This window comes from Phaeodactylibacter sp. (genome assembly GCF_040219495.1).
Classification (GTDB): domain Bacteria; phylum Bacteroidota; class Bacteroidia; order Chitinophagales; family Saprospiraceae; genus Phaeodactylibacter.
Window position 1 is genome coordinate 24,401 of sequence record NZ_JAVJSK010000117.1, and the last position, 16,490, is coordinate 40,890.

Annotated in this window: 15 protein-coding genes; 3 read left to right on the plus strand and 12 right to left on the minus strand. The window is 53.0% G+C overall.

Annotated features, from left to right (window positions below; all coding sequences use genetic code 11):
- Window positions 1-11: 11 nt before the first annotated feature.
- A complete protein-coding gene (locus tag RIC19_RS18180; RefSeq protein ID WP_350179776.1) occupies window positions 12-1,097 on the minus strand; it encodes an efflux RND transporter periplasmic adaptor subunit in 1,086 nt (361 codons plus the stop codon).
- A gap of 285 nt (window positions 1,098-1,382) precedes the next feature.
- The gene (locus tag RIC19_RS18185) at window positions 1,383-1,745 is read right to left on the minus strand and encodes a hypothetical protein (protein WP_350179777.1); all 363 of its coding nucleotides are present in this window, start codon (window positions 1,743-1,745) and stop codon (window positions 1,383-1,385) included.
- Between the two features lie 190 nt (window positions 1,746-1,935).
- Here RIC19_RS18185 and RIC19_RS18190 point away from each other — a divergent pair, with 190 nt between their 5' ends.
- The 3 genes from RIC19_RS18190 (at window position 1,936) to RIC19_RS18200 (ending at window position 5,318) form a co-directional block, all read left to right on the plus strand.
- A complete protein-coding gene (locus tag RIC19_RS18190; RefSeq protein ID WP_350179778.1) occupies window positions 1,936-2,487 on the plus strand; it encodes a hypothetical protein in 552 nt (183 codons plus the stop codon).
- 200 nt (window positions 2,488-2,687) lie between these two features.
- Window positions 2,688-4,343, plus strand: coding sequence for a SulP family inorganic anion transporter (locus RIC19_RS18195; protein WP_350179779.1), 1,656 nt, complete (start codon window positions 2,688-2,690; stop codon window positions 4,341-4,343).
- Complete coding sequence (locus RIC19_RS18200) at window positions 4,344-5,318, plus strand: class I SAM-dependent methyltransferase (protein ID WP_350179780.1); 975 nt, start codon at window positions 4,344-4,346, stop codon at window positions 5,316-5,318. It begins immediately after the preceding gene.
- Window positions 5,319-5,335: 17 nt separating this feature from the next.
- On the opposite strand, the gene RIC19_RS18205 is transcribed toward RIC19_RS18200, so the two are convergent.
- The 10 genes from RIC19_RS18205 to RIC19_RS18250 form a co-directional block, all read right to left on the minus strand.
- Window positions 5,336-6,700 carry a tagaturonate reductase gene (locus RIC19_RS18205; RefSeq protein WP_350179781.1) on the minus strand — a complete coding sequence of 455 codons (1,365 nt, stop codon included), beginning with the start codon at window positions 6,698-6,700 and terminating at the stop codon, window positions 5,336-5,338.
- A 6-nt stretch (window positions 6,701-6,706) separates the two neighbouring features.
- Entirely contained in the window at window positions 6,707-7,627 is a 921-nt protein-coding gene (locus tag RIC19_RS18210) for a sugar phosphate isomerase/epimerase family protein (protein ID WP_350179782.1), read from the minus strand.
- Between the two features lie 441 nt (window positions 7,628-8,068).
- Window positions 8,069-10,609, minus strand: coding sequence for a zinc-dependent metalloprotease (locus RIC19_RS18215; protein WP_350179783.1), 2,541 nt, complete (start codon window positions 10,607-10,609; stop codon window positions 8,069-8,071).
- A 233-nt stretch (window positions 10,610-10,842) separates the two neighbouring features.
- A complete protein-coding gene (locus tag RIC19_RS18220) occupies window positions 10,843-11,784 on the minus strand; it encodes an SPFH domain-containing protein (protein ID WP_350179784.1) in 942 nt (313 codons plus the stop codon).
- Between the two features lie 125 nt (window positions 11,785-11,909).
- Window positions 11,910-12,590 (minus strand): DUF2490 domain-containing protein, encoded by a 681-nt coding sequence (locus RIC19_RS18225; RefSeq protein ID WP_350179785.1) that lies wholly within the window; start codon window positions 12,588-12,590, stop codon window positions 11,910-11,912.
- A gap of 9 nt (window positions 12,591-12,599) precedes the next feature.
- On the minus strand, window positions 12,600-13,151 hold the full coding sequence (locus RIC19_RS18230) for a hypothetical protein (RefSeq protein ID WP_350179786.1): 552 nt from the start codon (window positions 13,149-13,151) through the stop codon (window positions 12,600-12,602).
- A 277-nt stretch (window positions 13,152-13,428) separates the two neighbouring features.
- The gene (locus RIC19_RS18235) at window positions 13,429-14,046 is read right to left on the minus strand and encodes a response regulator transcription factor (RefSeq protein ID WP_350179787.1); all 618 of its coding nucleotides are present in this window, start codon (window positions 14,044-14,046) and stop codon (window positions 13,429-13,431) included.
- Entirely contained in the window at window positions 14,022-14,255 is a 234-nt protein-coding gene (locus RIC19_RS18240; protein ID WP_350179788.1) for a hypothetical protein, read from the minus strand. Before RIC19_RS18240 ends, RIC19_RS18235 begins: the two co-directional genes overlap by 25 nt.
- A 3-nt stretch (window positions 14,256-14,258) precedes the next feature.
- Window positions 14,259-15,194, minus strand: a complete 936-nt coding sequence (locus tag RIC19_RS18245; RefSeq protein WP_350179789.1) for an alpha/beta hydrolase — start codon at window positions 15,192-15,194, stop codon at window positions 14,259-14,261.
- A complete protein-coding gene (locus RIC19_RS18250) occupies window positions 15,191-16,489 on the minus strand; it encodes a hypothetical protein (protein WP_350179790.1) in 1,299 nt (432 codons plus the stop codon). The genes RIC19_RS18245 and RIC19_RS18250 overlap by 4 nt, the downstream gene beginning before the upstream one ends.
- Window position 16,490: the final 1 nt, after the last annotated feature.

A 16,490-nucleotide genomic window follows, 5' to 3' on the forward strand; every position in this document is an offset into this window, starting at 1 on the left:
AGCGGTTAGGGTTATTCAGCGTGAAGTTCGAGTTCTGCAAAAACAGCGGAAGGCGCTTTCTTTTCAAATTCAATATGATCACCGTTCTGCACTTTTCTCAGACCTTCAATCAGGATTTGATCCTGCAGGCTTAAGCCGCTGCGGACCACATAGACGTGGTTGAGTTCCGCTCCGATTTCGATCTCTCTGGAATGCACCTGCCCTTGTTCATCAACCACAAAGACGAATTTTTTGTCCAGGACTTCAAAGGTGGCCTTTTGAGGGATGATGACCACGTCATTCAGCTCCACCGGCCATAAGATGTTGCCGGTTTGCCCATGGCGGAGCAGCTTGTTCGGGTTTTTGAAGGTGGCTCTGAAAGGGATCGTTCCGGTGGCGTTGTTGAAGTCTGACTCAATAGCAGTGACCGTACCTTCGTACCCGAAAAGCTCGTTATTGGCTAACTTTAATTTCAGGGGAGTAGGCTCAGAAGAGCGCACCTGCTTCATGTAATCCAGATAGACCGCTTCCTGTACATTGAAGTAGACCCACATCTGACTGTTGTCAGACAAGGTGGTGAGCAGTTCGCCTTCATCGAGCAGGCTGCCCAGGCGGACGTCTTCAAACTGCCCCACAATCCCACTAAAAGGGGCACGCACTTCCGTGAAGTTCAGGTGGGCCTGCATCAAAGCGGAGTCGGCTCTTACTTTTTCCAGGTTAGCACTGGCGAGGGCCAGCTCGGTTTGAGAAACAATATTGCTATCAGCCAGTGTCTTAGTGTTCTGGTACTCAATGGCAGATCTGGCAACTTCCGCCTGCGCTTTACGCAATTCGGCCTGATAGATGGTCGGTTGGATCTGGAACAAGAGTTGCCCCTTCGTCACAAACTGCCCTTCATCGACCAGGATTTTTTGCAGGTAGCCTTTTTCAAGCGCGCGGAGCTCTATGTGCTGATAGGCATGGATTTGGGAGACGTAATTTTTATAGTAAATCGTATCCTTTTTCATAGGAGTGGTGACCTCCAGAGTCCCGATTTCGTGTTGTTTGTGGGGTTGGTGCTCGCAGCTCACGGTGAATACTGCGGCCAACAGGCACAAGAAAATAAGCTTTGTGTTCATGATCCTTAATTGATTGATGTATGACGTTTACCGGCAGGCGCCGACCTTCCGTTCTGCTTTATCAGCGGAGTTGCCAGTTCTTTCGGTTACAGATTAATGCGTCTTCAGGCTGACAGACTCGCAGCAGGGCACAGGGGATAGCCCTGGAGGGCATACCTGTCCTGTTTCCAACACGTACAATGTATTGGATTGCGAGGTGCGCTCAGACCTGCGTGAGCCATTCAACTGAATGATTGACAGGGTCAGCCGGAGCTACGGGAAAAAGGGAAAGTTGGTGAAGTCGGCCTAATTCCGAAATACCTGGAATAAAAGGAATAGAGGAGTGGGGTGCACAAAAGCAGTTGAGCCCGTACCTGACCCATTAAGGGGCAACCCGGAGAAGGGCAGGCTATTAATACGGGCAAAGAAAGTGCAGTCAGGGCTGTCATCAGAAGTGGATTCCTCGTTTTCTTCCTCATCTACCGATTCAGAGATCAGAGAGACAACCGCCAGAAAGTCAGCAAGCGGGGAGGCTGCTGCGTATCCATCCGTTTCTGAATCTGAGCCTTGAAGCGTAACAACAGCATTGGCTTCTGTGCGCACAGCATTAGCATCAGGCGTTTGAGCCAGGCTTAGCAGGACCAGAAGACAAAGGTGTAACAGATTCATTAACGATAATTTTCAGGAGCAAAACTAGATAAGTTTATTGCAAAAAACAATTCGATGGTTGAATTTTTTATCGCTTTCCAGCTCTGGCGGTGCTGAAGGGAGGATTTTACTGGTTTCTAACCCTTCAGTGTGATGCATTTCACTTACTCTCGTTTCTGATTTGCGTTGCTTTGTAAAAAAGTAATCAGACATGCGATTAATATTGACCACACTTGCCATAGCGGGAGCTATGCTGCTGAGCCTTCAGGCTAATGCGCAGCACCGGGAAAGCCAACATCCACATAGTAGCCGGGAGCAATCGGATGACCCGCATTTCCGCTTCGCTTCATTTATCAGCCACACCTTTATACCAGGCCTTTCAGACGGAGGGCGCATCGCCATTCCCTCCTACGGGCTGGATGTAGAGTACTGGTTCAACAAACGCTGGGGGCTTGGCTTGCACAATGATATTGAGCTGGAAACTTTCATCGTAGAGCGGGAGAACAATGAGTTTACCGAACGGCGGTTTCCCGTTGTAACGACTTTAGACTTGCTCTATCACCTCGACTCAGGGATCGTCTTTGTGCTTGGGCCCGGAGTGGAGTTTGACATCAACGAGCAGTTCATGCTCTTCCGGGTAGGTTTGGAATATGAGCTGGAACTGGAGCACCACTGGGATTTGTACCCTACCGTTTTTTATGATATGCGGGCTGATGCCTTTACCACTTTCAGTTTTGGACTGGGCGTAGGCAAGCGATTCTAAGGCTGTGACCGGTGCTTTACCTATTGTAAACCAGTGGTTTAGCAGCTCCGGGGGTACTGCGGAACAGGCTCTGTCGTCACCTTTTTGACCCTGCAGTACCTCCCAACGCATCAAGCCTATTTGGCAATCCTACTGGAATGGTCTACTTTTACGGCTGCATACGACAAAGCATGGCCGTCAAAAACTTACAGTAGACCATCATGCCATTTAGACCCATATTCAGAAAGGAGCCTCCTGCTTCCACCTTCAAAGGAGATTTATCCGGCGCATTTTTAGCGGCCATTATTGCTTTGCCGATGGCACTGGCGTTTGGCGTACAGTCGGGGCTGGGGCCGGAAGCCGGGCTCTACACCGCCATTATTCTGGCTATTGTAGCGGGCATCTGGGGCGGTACGAAAACACTTATTTCTGACCCTACCGGGCCTATGACGGTGGTCGCTGCCACGGTGGTCACGACCGGGCTGGCACAATCCGGTGGCGACATGCACAACGCACTGCCGCTCATCCTGGCCACCTTCCTGCTGGCTGCAGTGCTGGAACTGCTGTTCGGTGTATTCGATTTTGGGCGGTTCGTGAAGTTTATGCCTTACCCGGTTTTATCCGGCTTCATGGCGGGCATCGGCTGTATCATTATCGCCGCTCAGATTTTCCCTATACTTGGACTGGACAATCCGGGGGGCTTCCTGACTATTCTCATCAGCCTGGGTGGGGTGGAATCTATTAATTATTATGCAGCCGGGCTGGGTGCATTATCGGTGGCTCTGGTTTATCTTTTTCCTAAAATCACCAGACAGGTCCCTTCTATTTTGCTTTCCCTTGTCCTTTGCACTTTAATCGCCGTCTTTTTCGAACTGGACGTCCCTGTAATCGGCAATATCCCTAAAAAGCTGCCTGCCTTGCAACTGCACCGGTTGCTGGAGCTGGAGATCAGTGATTTGCAATACATCATCACGCCGGCGGTAATGCTCGGTGGGCTGGGGGTGATTGATTCCCTGTTGACCTCCGTTGTGGCCGATAACCTGACAAAGACCAAACACAATAGCCGGATGACTGTCATCGGGCAGGGGGCCGGCAACTTCCTGGCTGCCGCATTTGGAGGGCTGCCGGGCGCAGGTGCGACGATGGGCACCGTGACCAACATCAACGCCGGGGCCCAAACCAAACGGTCGGGTATCCTAAAGGGCGTCATCCTGCTGTTGATTGTAGCCACTACTGCCGATTATGTCCGCTACATCCCAATGAGTGTGCTGGGCGGTATCCTCATCACCGTAGGGGCAAGTATTATCGACACCAAGGGCATAAAAATGTTGTTCCGGATCCCGAAGTCGGATGCCGCAACCTGGACGATTGTACTGCTGGTTACCCTGTTTGATAACCTGCTCAATGCCGTCGCTATTGGTTTTGTGGCTTCGTCCCTGTTTTTTATCAATAAAATGAGCCGGTCGCTGACTTCTTCTCAGGAATCCAGGACCCTGCAGGATTTTATGGGCGAGAGTCAATCCATCCCGGCGGAGCTGGCCGAGCAAGTCTATGTGCAATCCTTCGACGGGCCAATGTTTTTTGGTTTTGCCAACCGCTACCGGGAGCACTGCCACGAAATCAGAGGGGTCAGGGCAGTGATCATTCGTATGGAGCGGGTGCCTTTTATGGATCAAAGCGGTATGGTAACGCTGGAGGATGTGATTACCGACTGGCAAAAACGAGGGATTGCCGTTTACATTACCGGTGCCAATGACCTGATCCGGGAAAGCTTCGCCAAAGTGCAACTTTTGCCTGGTGTCATTGGGCCGGATCGATTTTTCAACAGCTTTCAGGCTTGTGTGGATGAGCTGAAGGCTAAAGCAGAACAGGACTAAATGCCGTATCTGACTACAGACGATTTTTCAGAAGCGTATTCCAAACTGCGGCAGCGGGGGCTGTCTTTTTTGGCCTCTAAGTTCTCTTGGGCGGCTCAGGCCCGTACCCGGAGCGCCTTCGACGATGTCGGGCTGCAGGCGGCCAACTGGTGGATCATCCCTGCTGTGCGCCAACGTTGGAATCAGCTCATTACCGGTGATCCGGACCTGCCCTATGAGCCCTACTTCATGCAGCAGCACCTTGACGGGAAAACAGGCTTGCGGTTGCTGTCTCTGGGGTCGGGTATTTGCAGCCACGAGCTAACCTTTGCCCAAAGCCCTCATTTTGACCGGGTAGTCTGTGTAGATATTGCCGGTAACCTGCTGAAAGCCGCTCAGGCGAAAGCGGCTCAGCTGGGCTTGCAAAATATGGCGTTTATGGAAGCAGACCTCTATCAGATGGACTGGCCCGAAGGGCATTACGATGTGGTGCTCTTTCACGCTTCCCTCCATCACTTCGAAGCGGTGGAAAGTTTAATCCGGGATAAAATAAAGCCGGTGCTCCGGAATGGAGGGCTGCTCCTCATCAATGAATATGTAGGCCCCAATCGGCTGCAGTTTCCACCGGTGCAAATCCAGGCTATCAACGAAGCGCTCCGGTTGATTCCGGCAGCTTACCGCCGCCGCTTCAAAACCAACGTGCTTAAACAGCGGGTATCCGGCCCCGGGTTGTGGAGGATGATTCTGGCTGACCCTTCAGAATGCGTCGACTCCGCGGCCATTATACCGGCTTTGCACCGGCATTTTGAGGTATTGCAGGAGCGCTCCTACGGTGGCAACCTGCTTATGCTTGCCCTGAAGGATATCGCTCATCACTTTGTTGACCCGGAACCCGAAGCCCGGGCGGCGCTGCAACGGCTTTTTACTTCAGAAGATGCCTATTTGCAAAATCATGACAGCGATTTTATCTACGGTGTTTATCGCAAAAATGCTTAGGTACTAAACATAGCACCTCAACCCTGTAGCACAGCCGGTGCCATGAAACGAATATCCTGTCCCCACAGGTCTGTGTTAGACAGCGCTTTACCAACTAATGCTTCCCGCTGATTATTGGCCCATTCCTGCTGAAACCAGGTAACTACCGATGCCTGATCCCGGGGCAGCCCAGAGTATTCCCCTTTGTACAATTCCAGCAGGGCCATAAGGGAGGCCGCAATCCGGGGTGGGGCCTGACCGGTTTGTGCATGGTACGCCAAAGCAGTCGGCAGCAACCGCACTTTGAATTTGGAAATACTATTCAGGGCAATATCGGCAAGCTTGTGGTGGATGTAAGGATTGCGGAAGCGGTCGATGATGGTCTCTATATAGGCACTGATCGTTTCGGGGCTGTAGGGCAGGGTAGGAGCCACTTCCTCTTTGAGCAGTGCGATTAGCCAGGGGCCCCAGTCCGGGTGTTCCACGAATTCCCGTACCGTAGTGATGCCGTGGGATAGCCCGACTGGCACCATAGCGGTATGTGCACCATTCAGCAGCCGGACTTTCAGTGTGCGGTAGGTGCTTAAATCATCGGTAAAAACCACATTTTGACGGGTCTGTCCGAAAGGCAGTTCCTCACGAACGGAAACCGGGGCTTCGATTGCCCATAGCAAATAGGGTTCGGCGGTGACCAGCTGATGGTCTTCAAGTCCGGTTTGGGCCCAGATGGGCTCCGGCTGAGGAGGGGCACCGGGGACGATGCGGTCTACAAGGGTATTGCAGAAGATATTGTGCGCATCAATCCAGGTTTCGAATGCTACTCCCAACTGCCAGTGTGCTGCGTACTGCAGGATACAGGCTTTCAGTTGCTGCCCGTTTTCCTCAATCAGCTCACAGGGCAGAACAATACAGCCTTTGTCCGCGGCCCCGTCAAAGTGGGTAAAGCGGTGGTAGAGCCATTGAGTGAGCTTGCCTGGGAACTCCTGTGCCGGGCGGCCCGGTACCATAGGCTCCTCCCGGAAGGCGATACCAGATTCTGTGGTATTGGACAGCACAAACCGCAGTTGCGGCAGGGCAGCGGTCGCCACGTAGGCCGGCCAGTCCTGATAGGGGTGAATGATTTGCTGAATGCAGTGGACCCGGTTGATCTCCTGAACGGCTTTCCCTTCGTGGATGCCCTCGGTCAGTACCTGGAACAGTCCATCCTGTTTACGGAGGGCGGTGTAATCGCCCCGCTCGGTCGGCTTTACTAAAGCCACACCGGCATCAAAGCCAGCTTCTGTATTCAGAATTTCAATTAAATAGTCCGCAAAAGCGCGTAAGAAGTTGCCGCCCCCAAATTGGAGGATGCGAATGGGGTGGGCCGTTTGCAGGCCCACCGTTGCTTTTCCCAATAGCTTCATTAAGCCTTAAATTTTGATGCCTTTCAGGTAGTCAGCGTCCGCTTTGGCACAATCAATCGGGGCACATTCGTCGTAGCGTTCCTGCTCAACGATGAAGTACTTCATGCCCTGCTTTTCGGCAATATCCAGAATCTTTGGATGATCAATCGAGCCGTTGCCCAGTATGCAGGAAGCCGCACGCTCATCCGCCGGGACGTCCTTTATGCGGTCTTTTACATGCGAGAGCTTGAACCGTCCGGGGTACTGCTCGAGGTACGCGATCGGATCTGCTCCGCCGGTGACTACCCAGTAAATATCCATTTCAAAGTCTACGGTATCAGGATCCGTATTTTTCATCATGTAATCCTGAATGATCTGCCCATCGAGCTCCTGAAAGGAATAATCGTGGTTGTGGTACCCGAAACGCAGCCCGTATTTCTTGCAAATGGCGCCGCATTCGTTAAATTGATCTACAACACGCTTGTAGTCGTCCAGAGATTCTTTCATGCCAATGTAAGGGCAAATCAGGTAAGGCATACCAATTTCTCCGGCTTGCTGTGCTTTTTGCTCAAAGTCTTTGTTGATATTGCAGTGAGAAGAAATGGCCTCCATGCCCAATTCATCCAGGTACGCTTTGTATTCGGTATTGGACATGCCCCAGAAAATACCATCCTTGCCTTCGTAGCTTTCAATTTGCTGGTAACCGAATTCGGAAAGCGCCCTGAGTACGCCCTTTGGGTCATCCGCTATGATGTCCCGCAGGGTCCAGAGCTGAATGCCAAATTTATCCAGCTTATGGCTGTCATCGGCCATTTCCTGCGCAGCAGTGCCTTCCTTTTCTGCGCCTGTAGTATCACCAGTTCCACTGCTACAGCCGTAGTAAGGGAGTAGCGCTGCCGCAACGGCTGCCTTTGTGGATTGCTTTATAAATTTTCGCCGGTTCTGCATAAATCGTGGTTTTGTTTTGAAAATAATGTGAAAAGATAAAAAATAGACTTGTTCTAAAAGGGTAGAATGCAGAAAAACTGCTCAAATTAGTACTAGGACTAAGGCTGAACTCCGGTTTTGTACCTCGCCTGACCTAAAAAATGCCAGGGTTCAACCAGAAGCCCAACATCCTAGTGCCTCGGGTTTTAAGTCTCTGATACCTAAGTTGAAGTTATTTTGTAGCTAATTGAGGTGGAGGTTCCCGCGCATAGCAGCGCTATGTAATCCCGGATTTATCCGGGATCCAACGACAAGTAGCTGCAAAAGAACGAAACTTGGGGTGTCAGGGATTTAGGACCCGAGGCACTAGTATAATCCGCACCGCCAAAACAAAACCGCCCCTTCCCGGAGGTTTCGGAAAGGGGCGATGGATAATTTTCGTCAGTGAGTCAGCCCTCAATGCTAGTCGTGCCAGCAGTTAAAGTGCAAATCGCTTTCCTGAAGGCTGCTTGAACGGCCACTTTTGCCAGCGGGCATTTTGCCTTCCTGTATCAGGTCGATGCGGGCCAGCAGGTCTTCGTAGTGAGCCGTGGTGGCTGCATCTTTGGCCTTGCCGCCCTGAGCTTCCAGCAGTTTTTCAATACGGGACAAGCTGGCGCGGGCCATCGCTTTTTGGTCACTGTAGTCGGCGTCCTCGCCGGACTCCATGAGCAATTCGCCCATTTGGTCAACGTAGAGACGCTGCAGATTACGGCGGTAAGGGTCCACGGCATCGCCCTGCCGGACTTCCCGGAAAATGCCATCACGGGTATCTTTGAAGAGGCTGCCCATCGTATAGGCATCCGTACCATTGAGCGCTTCGTTCTCCATCATCCGGTTCAGGCGCTTGCTGTCGAACAGGAGGTTGATGCCATAAGACTGTAAGCCCCGGATGAGGTCCACAATCACCGTAGCGCCTACGCGGGAAATGATGTCCTTATCAATCATCCAGGATGGAGTGGTGAACAGCTGCCGGTCGAGGAAATCCACAGCGGCTTTTTGACGGTCCTTCGGTACGTGGGTGTACACCGGGCCTTCCTGATCGTAGGTCTTGTCGTATTCGTAAACACCGCCCACATTATTGCCTACGTGGCCTACGTAGCGGCGGAACTGACCGGCGACCTGCTTGTAGAGCTCTTCCAGGTCATCGTAGTCTTCTCCTTCGCGGTTGGTCCAGTCGATCAATTGCGGTAGTATGCGCTGCAGGTTTTTGATACCCAGGTCGCTGGCTTTGACCGGCTCTCCACTGAGGTCCTCCGTCTGAGCACTGGGGTCTACTACGCGCCACTGTTGCTGACCGAAACGGTAGATCGGATCGTCTGCCCGCTCTTTGATCCACTCATTGAGCGTAGCGCGTTCATCCTCTGCGCTGTCACTTTCCGAAATGAGCTTGTAGCCGTAAATGATCGACCAGGTGTCGTAAGGGCCAATCGTCGGGAAAAGGCCCGCACCTTCATCTTCGGGCTGAGCTACGTAGTTGAAGCGGGCATAGTCCATAATGGAGGGTGCCACGCCCATGCGCTGCACAAAACCCGCCTTGCGCAGAGAGTCTACCGGATAAGCCACGCTTGAGCCCATATTGTGAGGCAGCCCCAGCGTATGCCCAACTTCGTGCGCCGCCACAAAGCGGATCAGCTCGCCCATCAGTTCGTCCTCAAATTTCACACCCCGGGCAGCCGGATTGACTGCTGCCGTTTGGATGAGGAACCAGTTGCGGAGGAGGTTCATCACGTTGTGGTACCAAATGATATCGCTTTCCAGGATTTCGCCAGTGCGGGGGTCATGCACGTGCGGGCCCATGGCATTCTGAATTTCTGTAGAGACATAACGGATGACCGAATAGCGGACATCCTCCGGGCTCCATTCCGGGTCTTCCTCCTTGCTCGGTGGGTCTTTGGCAATGATGGCATTCTTAAAACCGGCGGCTTCAAAAGCGCCCTGCCAGTCTTCCACGCCCTGCTTGAGGTAGGGGCGCCATTTTTCCGGTGTGGCCGGGTCGATATAGTAAACGATGGGCTTTTTAGGCTCCACCAGTTCGCCCCGCTTGTAGGCTTCCATATCGGAAGGGTCGAGCCGCCAACGGGTAATGTACCGCTTTCTGGCTGCTTTCTGCTCGTCGGCGCTATAGTCGATTTGGCTCAGGCTGAAATAGCTCACCCGGTCATCGTAGTAGCGGGGCTGCCAGGGCTCTTCCGGCAGTTCGATAAAGGATTGGTTCATCTCAATGGAAAGCGTGCCGGTCAGCTGATTGTCTGGCAGGTCGCTGCCTTTGAAGGTCAGTACATGGCGCACCTCAATATTAGATGGGTAGGCTTTCATATGCTTGATGAAGCTGCGGCCGCCATCGAGCCCTTTAATGCCAAAGTTTTTCCGCTGACTGTCTGAAAGTGGGCCCAGCATAGGCACATCTTCTACAAAGAACTTCCCAACTTCCAGGACCACTGCCGTGGAATCCGGGTTGTATGTTTCAATTTTGAAGCGTTCGATAATGGGCTCGAAGTTGTTGTTTTTTACCGACTTGTAGATCGGGTCTTCAAAACTGGCCACACTATTGTAGGAAACCGAGCGCAACAGGATGTGATCGTACTGCTGCTCCCAGCGGATGACCTGCTGCGGGCGGGACTTCATGCCTGCCCCTCCAAAATTAAGCCCTTTCACGTGCCCGGAAATCCGGCTGACCACCAGAATTTCCTTGCTGAGCAGTTCCGTAGGAATTTCAAAGTAGTACTTGTCTTCCACTTTGTGCGTGGTGAAGAGCCCTTCATCCGTGATGGCTTCATCCGTGATAATGTCGTCGTAGCCTTTGTCTTTGTCCTTGTCTTCATCTTTTTTCTCGTCCTCTTCCTTGCTTTCGGTACTGGCGGTGGCTTCCGCCGAAGCTTCCGATGTTTTTTGCGAAGTCGCGCAGGCACTGAGGAAGAGACATACCATCAGGCTTAATGCAAACGTGTTTAATTGCTTCATACTTCTTTTAGTGATTATACAATTTGATTGGGGACGTCTCATTTGGTTCAACCGGGGATGGTGCCTAAAGATAGGAATGAAAATGGAAATGAGAAGCAAATAGGCGCAGGCCGTGGTGGAATCGCCTCCAACAGGGTTTCTTTAATTCGTCGCAATGTTTTTATCATACAAAACCGCCCGTGAGCAGCAATGCATGCACGGACGGTTTTATTTTGCTTCAGAAAATTGGTGTGCTACCCTTTATTATGGCTGCCGTTAGCTGCGTTCTTCTGCTTCATCTCTTCGCCCAACTGCTGAGCAGTGACGAAAGAGGCGGTCATTTGCGACAGCATATCGGCGCCGGCGCTAGGTGCATTCGGCATCATAATCAGGTTGCTGTTGGCATTCTCACCCATTGACTGCAGGGTGTCGTAGTGTTGTGTGACCACGATAAGGGCAGAAGCCTCCTGCGAGTTGATGCCTACTTTGTTCAGCACTTCCACTGACTCTTCCAGTCCGCGGGCAATTTCCCGGCGCTGATCAGCAATACCCTGGCCCTGAAGGCGCTTGCTTTCGGCTTCAGCACGGGCTTTGGCCACAATGCGGATGCGCTCAGCCTCCCCATCGTACTCGGCAGCGAGTTTAGTACGTTCGGCAGCGTTAATGCGGTTCATGGCATTTTTAACTTCGATGTCCGGATCAATGTCGGTCACCAGGGCTTTCACGATGCCATAACCATATTCATTCATGGATTCTTCAAGCTCGCGGCGGATCGCCAGGGCGATGTCATCCTTGCGCTCAAAGACGTCGTCCAGCTTCATTTTAGGGACCTCGGCACGGACGGTATCAAATACGTATGCCGTAATCTGCTCGTGGGAGTTCTCGAGGCGGTAGAAGGCATCGTAAATTTTCTCCGGAAGGATGTAGTATTGTACAGATACCCGGAGTTTGACGAAAACGTTATCGCGGGTCTTGGTTTCGACATTCACATCCAGCTGCTGTACCTTCAGGCTTACCCGGCCGGCGATACGGTCAATGATCGGAATTTTGAACTGAAGGCCAGAGCGGCGGATACCGTAAAACCGGCCCAGGCGTTCCACCAGCGCAGCAGATTGTTGACGCACGGTGAAGATGCCAGAAAAGAGAATAATGATGCCGAAGAAAATCAAGGCAATCAAAACAGGTGAAAATCCCATAGTCTATCAGGTTTATTGCGCGTGGTTTCGGGGCTGCGCGGTTTTTAAATACTCCTTCAAAGTACGAATTTCTCCGGGGATTTGCGTCAAAATGCGATGAATCTGGATGAAAAATCGAGGAACGCTTACCAGGACCAGTTGGTCCGTAGTACCCAGCGCTGCCCGTAGCGCCCATTGGAGGCTTCTCTTGGGAAACGGGCTTCAATCCCGATCTCCAATCGGCTACCGGTTGGCAGTAAGGTGCCGGTGCCGGTGTAGAGGCGGTGCTCGCGCCCTGTCCATGCATCGGTTTCGAATGGCTCGGACAACAAAGCCACCTGATGGTTGAGGTACCACTCGCCCTGATCCAGGCGCTCACCATTGAGCGGGTAGTCTAATGCCAGCCGGAAACGCCACCGGTGCCGGGTCTCCTTAGGGAAAATGCGCTGCTCGAGCAACAAACGCTCCCGCAGCCGGTATTTGCGCAATCGCTGACTCGTGGATATCTGCTGGGCGAAGCGGTTTTCGGTATTGGGCACCTCGTCAAGGCTGCCCCGCCGGGACAAGCGGTAGGTGGCGCCCAGTTTCCAGTTGCTGTTCAGATCATAAGCCAGACCGCCCTGCACGTACAGCTGCGACCAGGATAGCTGTAGCTCTTCGTTTGCTTCCCAATGTATCAGGCGCAGCTCTGTGCGCACGTCTGCTGACCACCGCTCCGAGAGCTCAAAGCCTTTGGAAAATTGAAAAAAAGACTCTGCTGTTTTTGATTGCGCGTAAGTCATTTGGACTATGCTCATGCACAGCAGCCCGGTCAAAAGTCGCTTCATAAGAGTGTTTTAAAAGAAAAAGAAGGGGTTGGAATCCTGTTCAACAGGCTCAAGGGATAGCCGCTGCCCCCCGGGGCCGTATTGTAGCTCAAAGTAGCCCACGACTTCGCCACGTTTGCCCCGGACTTCCAGTTCGTAACCCGCCAAGGAGCCCGTTGGCAGGTAGCGTTCCTGAATTTTCTCAATACGGAAGTGCTGAAAGGAGGCGCCCAAATCTTCATGTATCGAATGCCGGGCAGGGGAGGGGAGTTGGTCGGATTTGATGATCCGTTCCACATCGTACAATTGCCCCAGGCTATCAAACTTCACACTATACCGGTACCCTGCCGACTTGAATTTAGACTCGAAATATAAAGTAAGCTTTGCTTCCTGCCCCTGACGGCTGTGCTCCATATAATGGCGTGTCCGCCTTTGCCCGGGGTAGTTTTTTTCAAGATAGGTTAATGCAGCCGCGGGCATTTCCGAAGCCCGGATACGTGCTTCCTGCTCGTACTTTTGAGCTTGCATTTGCAGAGTGACGCAAAGCACCAAACCAGTGAATATCCATCGGGTTGCAGTCATATCATGTATTTGTGGTGTAGACGATGCTTGCAGACGGATTACTAAAGTCCCGACGCGCTCTTAGAGCATGTTGGGACTTTTGTCTTCTAGTCGAAAACTAACAATTTTTTGGTTAGACGAGGCACGAAAACCGGAGTTTAGCCCTAGCTAAATGAGGATTTTCGGGACGAAGTATAAGCGAAAAAGTGTAGTTTGCAGACCGATTACTAAAGTCCCAACACGCTCTCAAGTTAATAACCAACTTTCCTGGGGTTTGGATCGGAATAAACCGCTTTTATTACCCCTTCATGATTTCCTGCAATTTGTACAGCAGCTCTACTCGGTTGTGGGCATCAAATTTGGCGTACAGGTTTTTCAGGTGGAACTTCACAGTGTTGATGCTGATAAAAAGGGCGTCCGCCGTTGCCTGTGCGTTTTTACCCTTGTAGATGCAGGACATTACCTCTTGTTCCCGGCGGCTAAGCGAGTCAGGCAGGGCAGCGTTGATGCGTTCCAGGTCGAGCTCCGGAGCGAGGGTTTTGGAGCGTTGCGCCCAGGCAATTTCTATGGTGGAATACAACTGCTCTCCGGTGAAGGGCTTGACAACGTAGCCAAGGGGGGCAGTTTCCTTCACTTTAGCCAGAGTAGCTGCATCCGCATAAGAGGTCAGGAAGATGAAAGGGATGGCATACTTTTCCCGCAGGTAGGCGGCGATGTCCAGACCGCTGATTTGATCTTCCAGGTTGATATCCAGCAAAACCAGCTGCGGGCGCTCCGACTCAATTAGCGTAAGGGCAGGACCGCCCCGGTGAGCGATACCGCAAACTTCATAACCGTTGAGCTGGCAGAGGTCGGCAATATCCTCTGCAATGAGGGGCTCGTCTTCCACAATCAATATCTTAAGTCGGTCTTCCATAGGCGGTATAGGTTTGCTGATATCCGTTTGCAGTATCGGGATGCCCGGTTCCAAATATACGGTTTCGGATGAAATTGCCGGATAATGGCGGTCGGGAGCTTACTTTGTTCCTGTTCACGGATCAGCTCGTCCACTTCCTGCCAGGTGTTCTCCAGCTCGGCCAGTAGCATTTGCTCAAGGGTGTCGGGTGATAGTTGCGGGTGTTGCATGCGTTAAGGCGTTATGAAATTTAGTACCTGCCGCCGGACAGTATCGCAGCGCAGGTTGTGCCCCAGCCCGCTTGTAATGATAGGCTTCACATACGGCAGGGCATTCAGAATAGCTTTGGTCTCCTGAAGGGGCACGACAATATCTTTTTCGTCGGCAACAAGCAGGGTATTGGGCGTGCCGAGCTGCTGCAGATGCTCAATCAGGCAAAAATAGCTCAGCGGCTTGCCCGTATATTTGGGGATCCATGCCCGGGTATCCGATAGTACGGTCTCAGATACGCCGAGGCAGCGGGCAAATTTGCTCATCAGGGCATCGCAATTGGAGAAGGTGCTCATGAGGACAAACTTCCCAATACGGACTTCACGGGCTTGCTCACTCGCACTGATCACCCCGGCCAGGCTACCCATAGAGTGGGCCAGAACGGCATGCCAGTGCGCACGCGAACGGATGAGCTGACCGGCGCAGCGGATGTAGTCCGGCACTGACAGAAAACGCCCGGGCGATTGTCCGTGGCTGGGCGCATCCATCACAACAGCCTGATAGCCGGCGCGGCATAGTTCCTGTACGTAGGGTGCCCAGCGCGCACCGTTGCTGCACCAGCCGTGGAGTAGCAATACAGCCGGCCCCTGCCCAAAGGTGTAGGTGTAAAACCGGTGCTTGCCACAACGGTGCTCCTGCTGTTGCCCACTTTCGTAAAATACCCGGTCGGCAGCCCTGACTGGCCGGCGGACCGCCACTGAAAGTGCGCCCATTGTCAGCCGGCAGCCCGCCTTGGAGTGCACCTGATGCACCGTATTGATGACCTGCCCCACCCGGTGGATGTAGGGCGGGAAAAAGCGGGCCGCCATCAGTTGGGTATTATCGATAGCTGGCGCCGAACCAGACTCCGCGGCTGGCAGCAGCTGATTGGTGGATAGGGTTGTTGTCGTCGTTTTCATAGGATGGGTCGGATTAGGTGTAAAGCTATTCTGCTGTTGGTCTTGAAATGCCCGAAAAAGCTCTGCCCGGATCCGCCGAGCCAGCCACCGCTTAGCTCTGCCCGCAGCGGTGCCCAGGCTTTGCAGATCAGCCGGGGCTCAAGGTAAAAGCCTTCGGCCTGGAATTCGGCCACCGCACGCAGGGCAGCTGACCAGTTGTAGTTGATTTGCAATTCAGTATCTATCAGCAGCGCAGTTTGAAAAATATGATCGATCTCGGTGGGCGCGTACTGCACACTTTGGTGCGGAAAGACCTGCAGGAACTGCGCCACCAGCCTCAGGTGCCGTTCCGGATGCTCAAAGGTCCAGAAGCGGTCCGCTCCTAAGGAGCAAAAGGTGTAGCGGTCAGGGGTGGTCTCGCCGGACTCGCCGATGCGTTTACTGTCCACAAAAGCCGCCTCTCCCCAGAGGTTCCACTCGCCGGCCCAGGTGCTCAAATTCAGTGCACTGATCATCATGGGCTCAAAGTGGAGCTGCACTTCATAAGGTACCGGGCTCACCATCGGTTCCTGTAATTGTATTTGGCTGAGGGGAATATCGTTATTGCCGTACAGCCAGCTGCCGCGCACCTGCACCCGCCCCACTTCCGTGGAAAGGCTGCCACTGAGTAGGGGCAGGCGTTTTTGGTAATGCGAAGCTGCGCCTTCGTAAGCCATCAGGGCTTCTCCGCCCGGTACTGCCATACGCTGCGGCAGGTTCACCCAGCGGTTGTCTTCCAGGTACAGGCGGGAGCGGTTGTCGGGATGGAAAGCACGCAGCATAAGCTCCGTACGCCCTTTGCTGTAGCGGGCTTCCAGCCCCCAAAGCCCCAGTCGCTCTGCTTCGGTGTCCAACACATCGTAGTAGTCGTAGCGGTTGGCCAGGTCCATTGCACTAAAGCCAGTGAGGGAACCCCATTTGACTGTTTGTTTCCCCGCTTTCAGGAAGTAGTGCCCTTTACGGTAGTAAACATAGGATTCATTCACCCACAGGCGGTTCCTGCGGCGTTCCTCCGGATTAGCATTAGCGATTACCACAGCCCGGCCTTTCCAGTATTTGCCGTAGGCCAGCTCGCCTTCCAGCTCTGCACGGGCTTCTCCCTGCCAGCGGTAAAGCCCGGCAGGATTTTGGCCGGGATAGTAGCGACCCAGCAGCGTGGCTTGCCCGTGTAATGCGGTGGACCAGCTGTTTTCCGATTCCTGTGCCAGAGCAGTCACCGAAAATCCAGCAAAGGAAACCCACAGCAGGGCCATAAAAATGGGTGTCAGGTGTGTCACG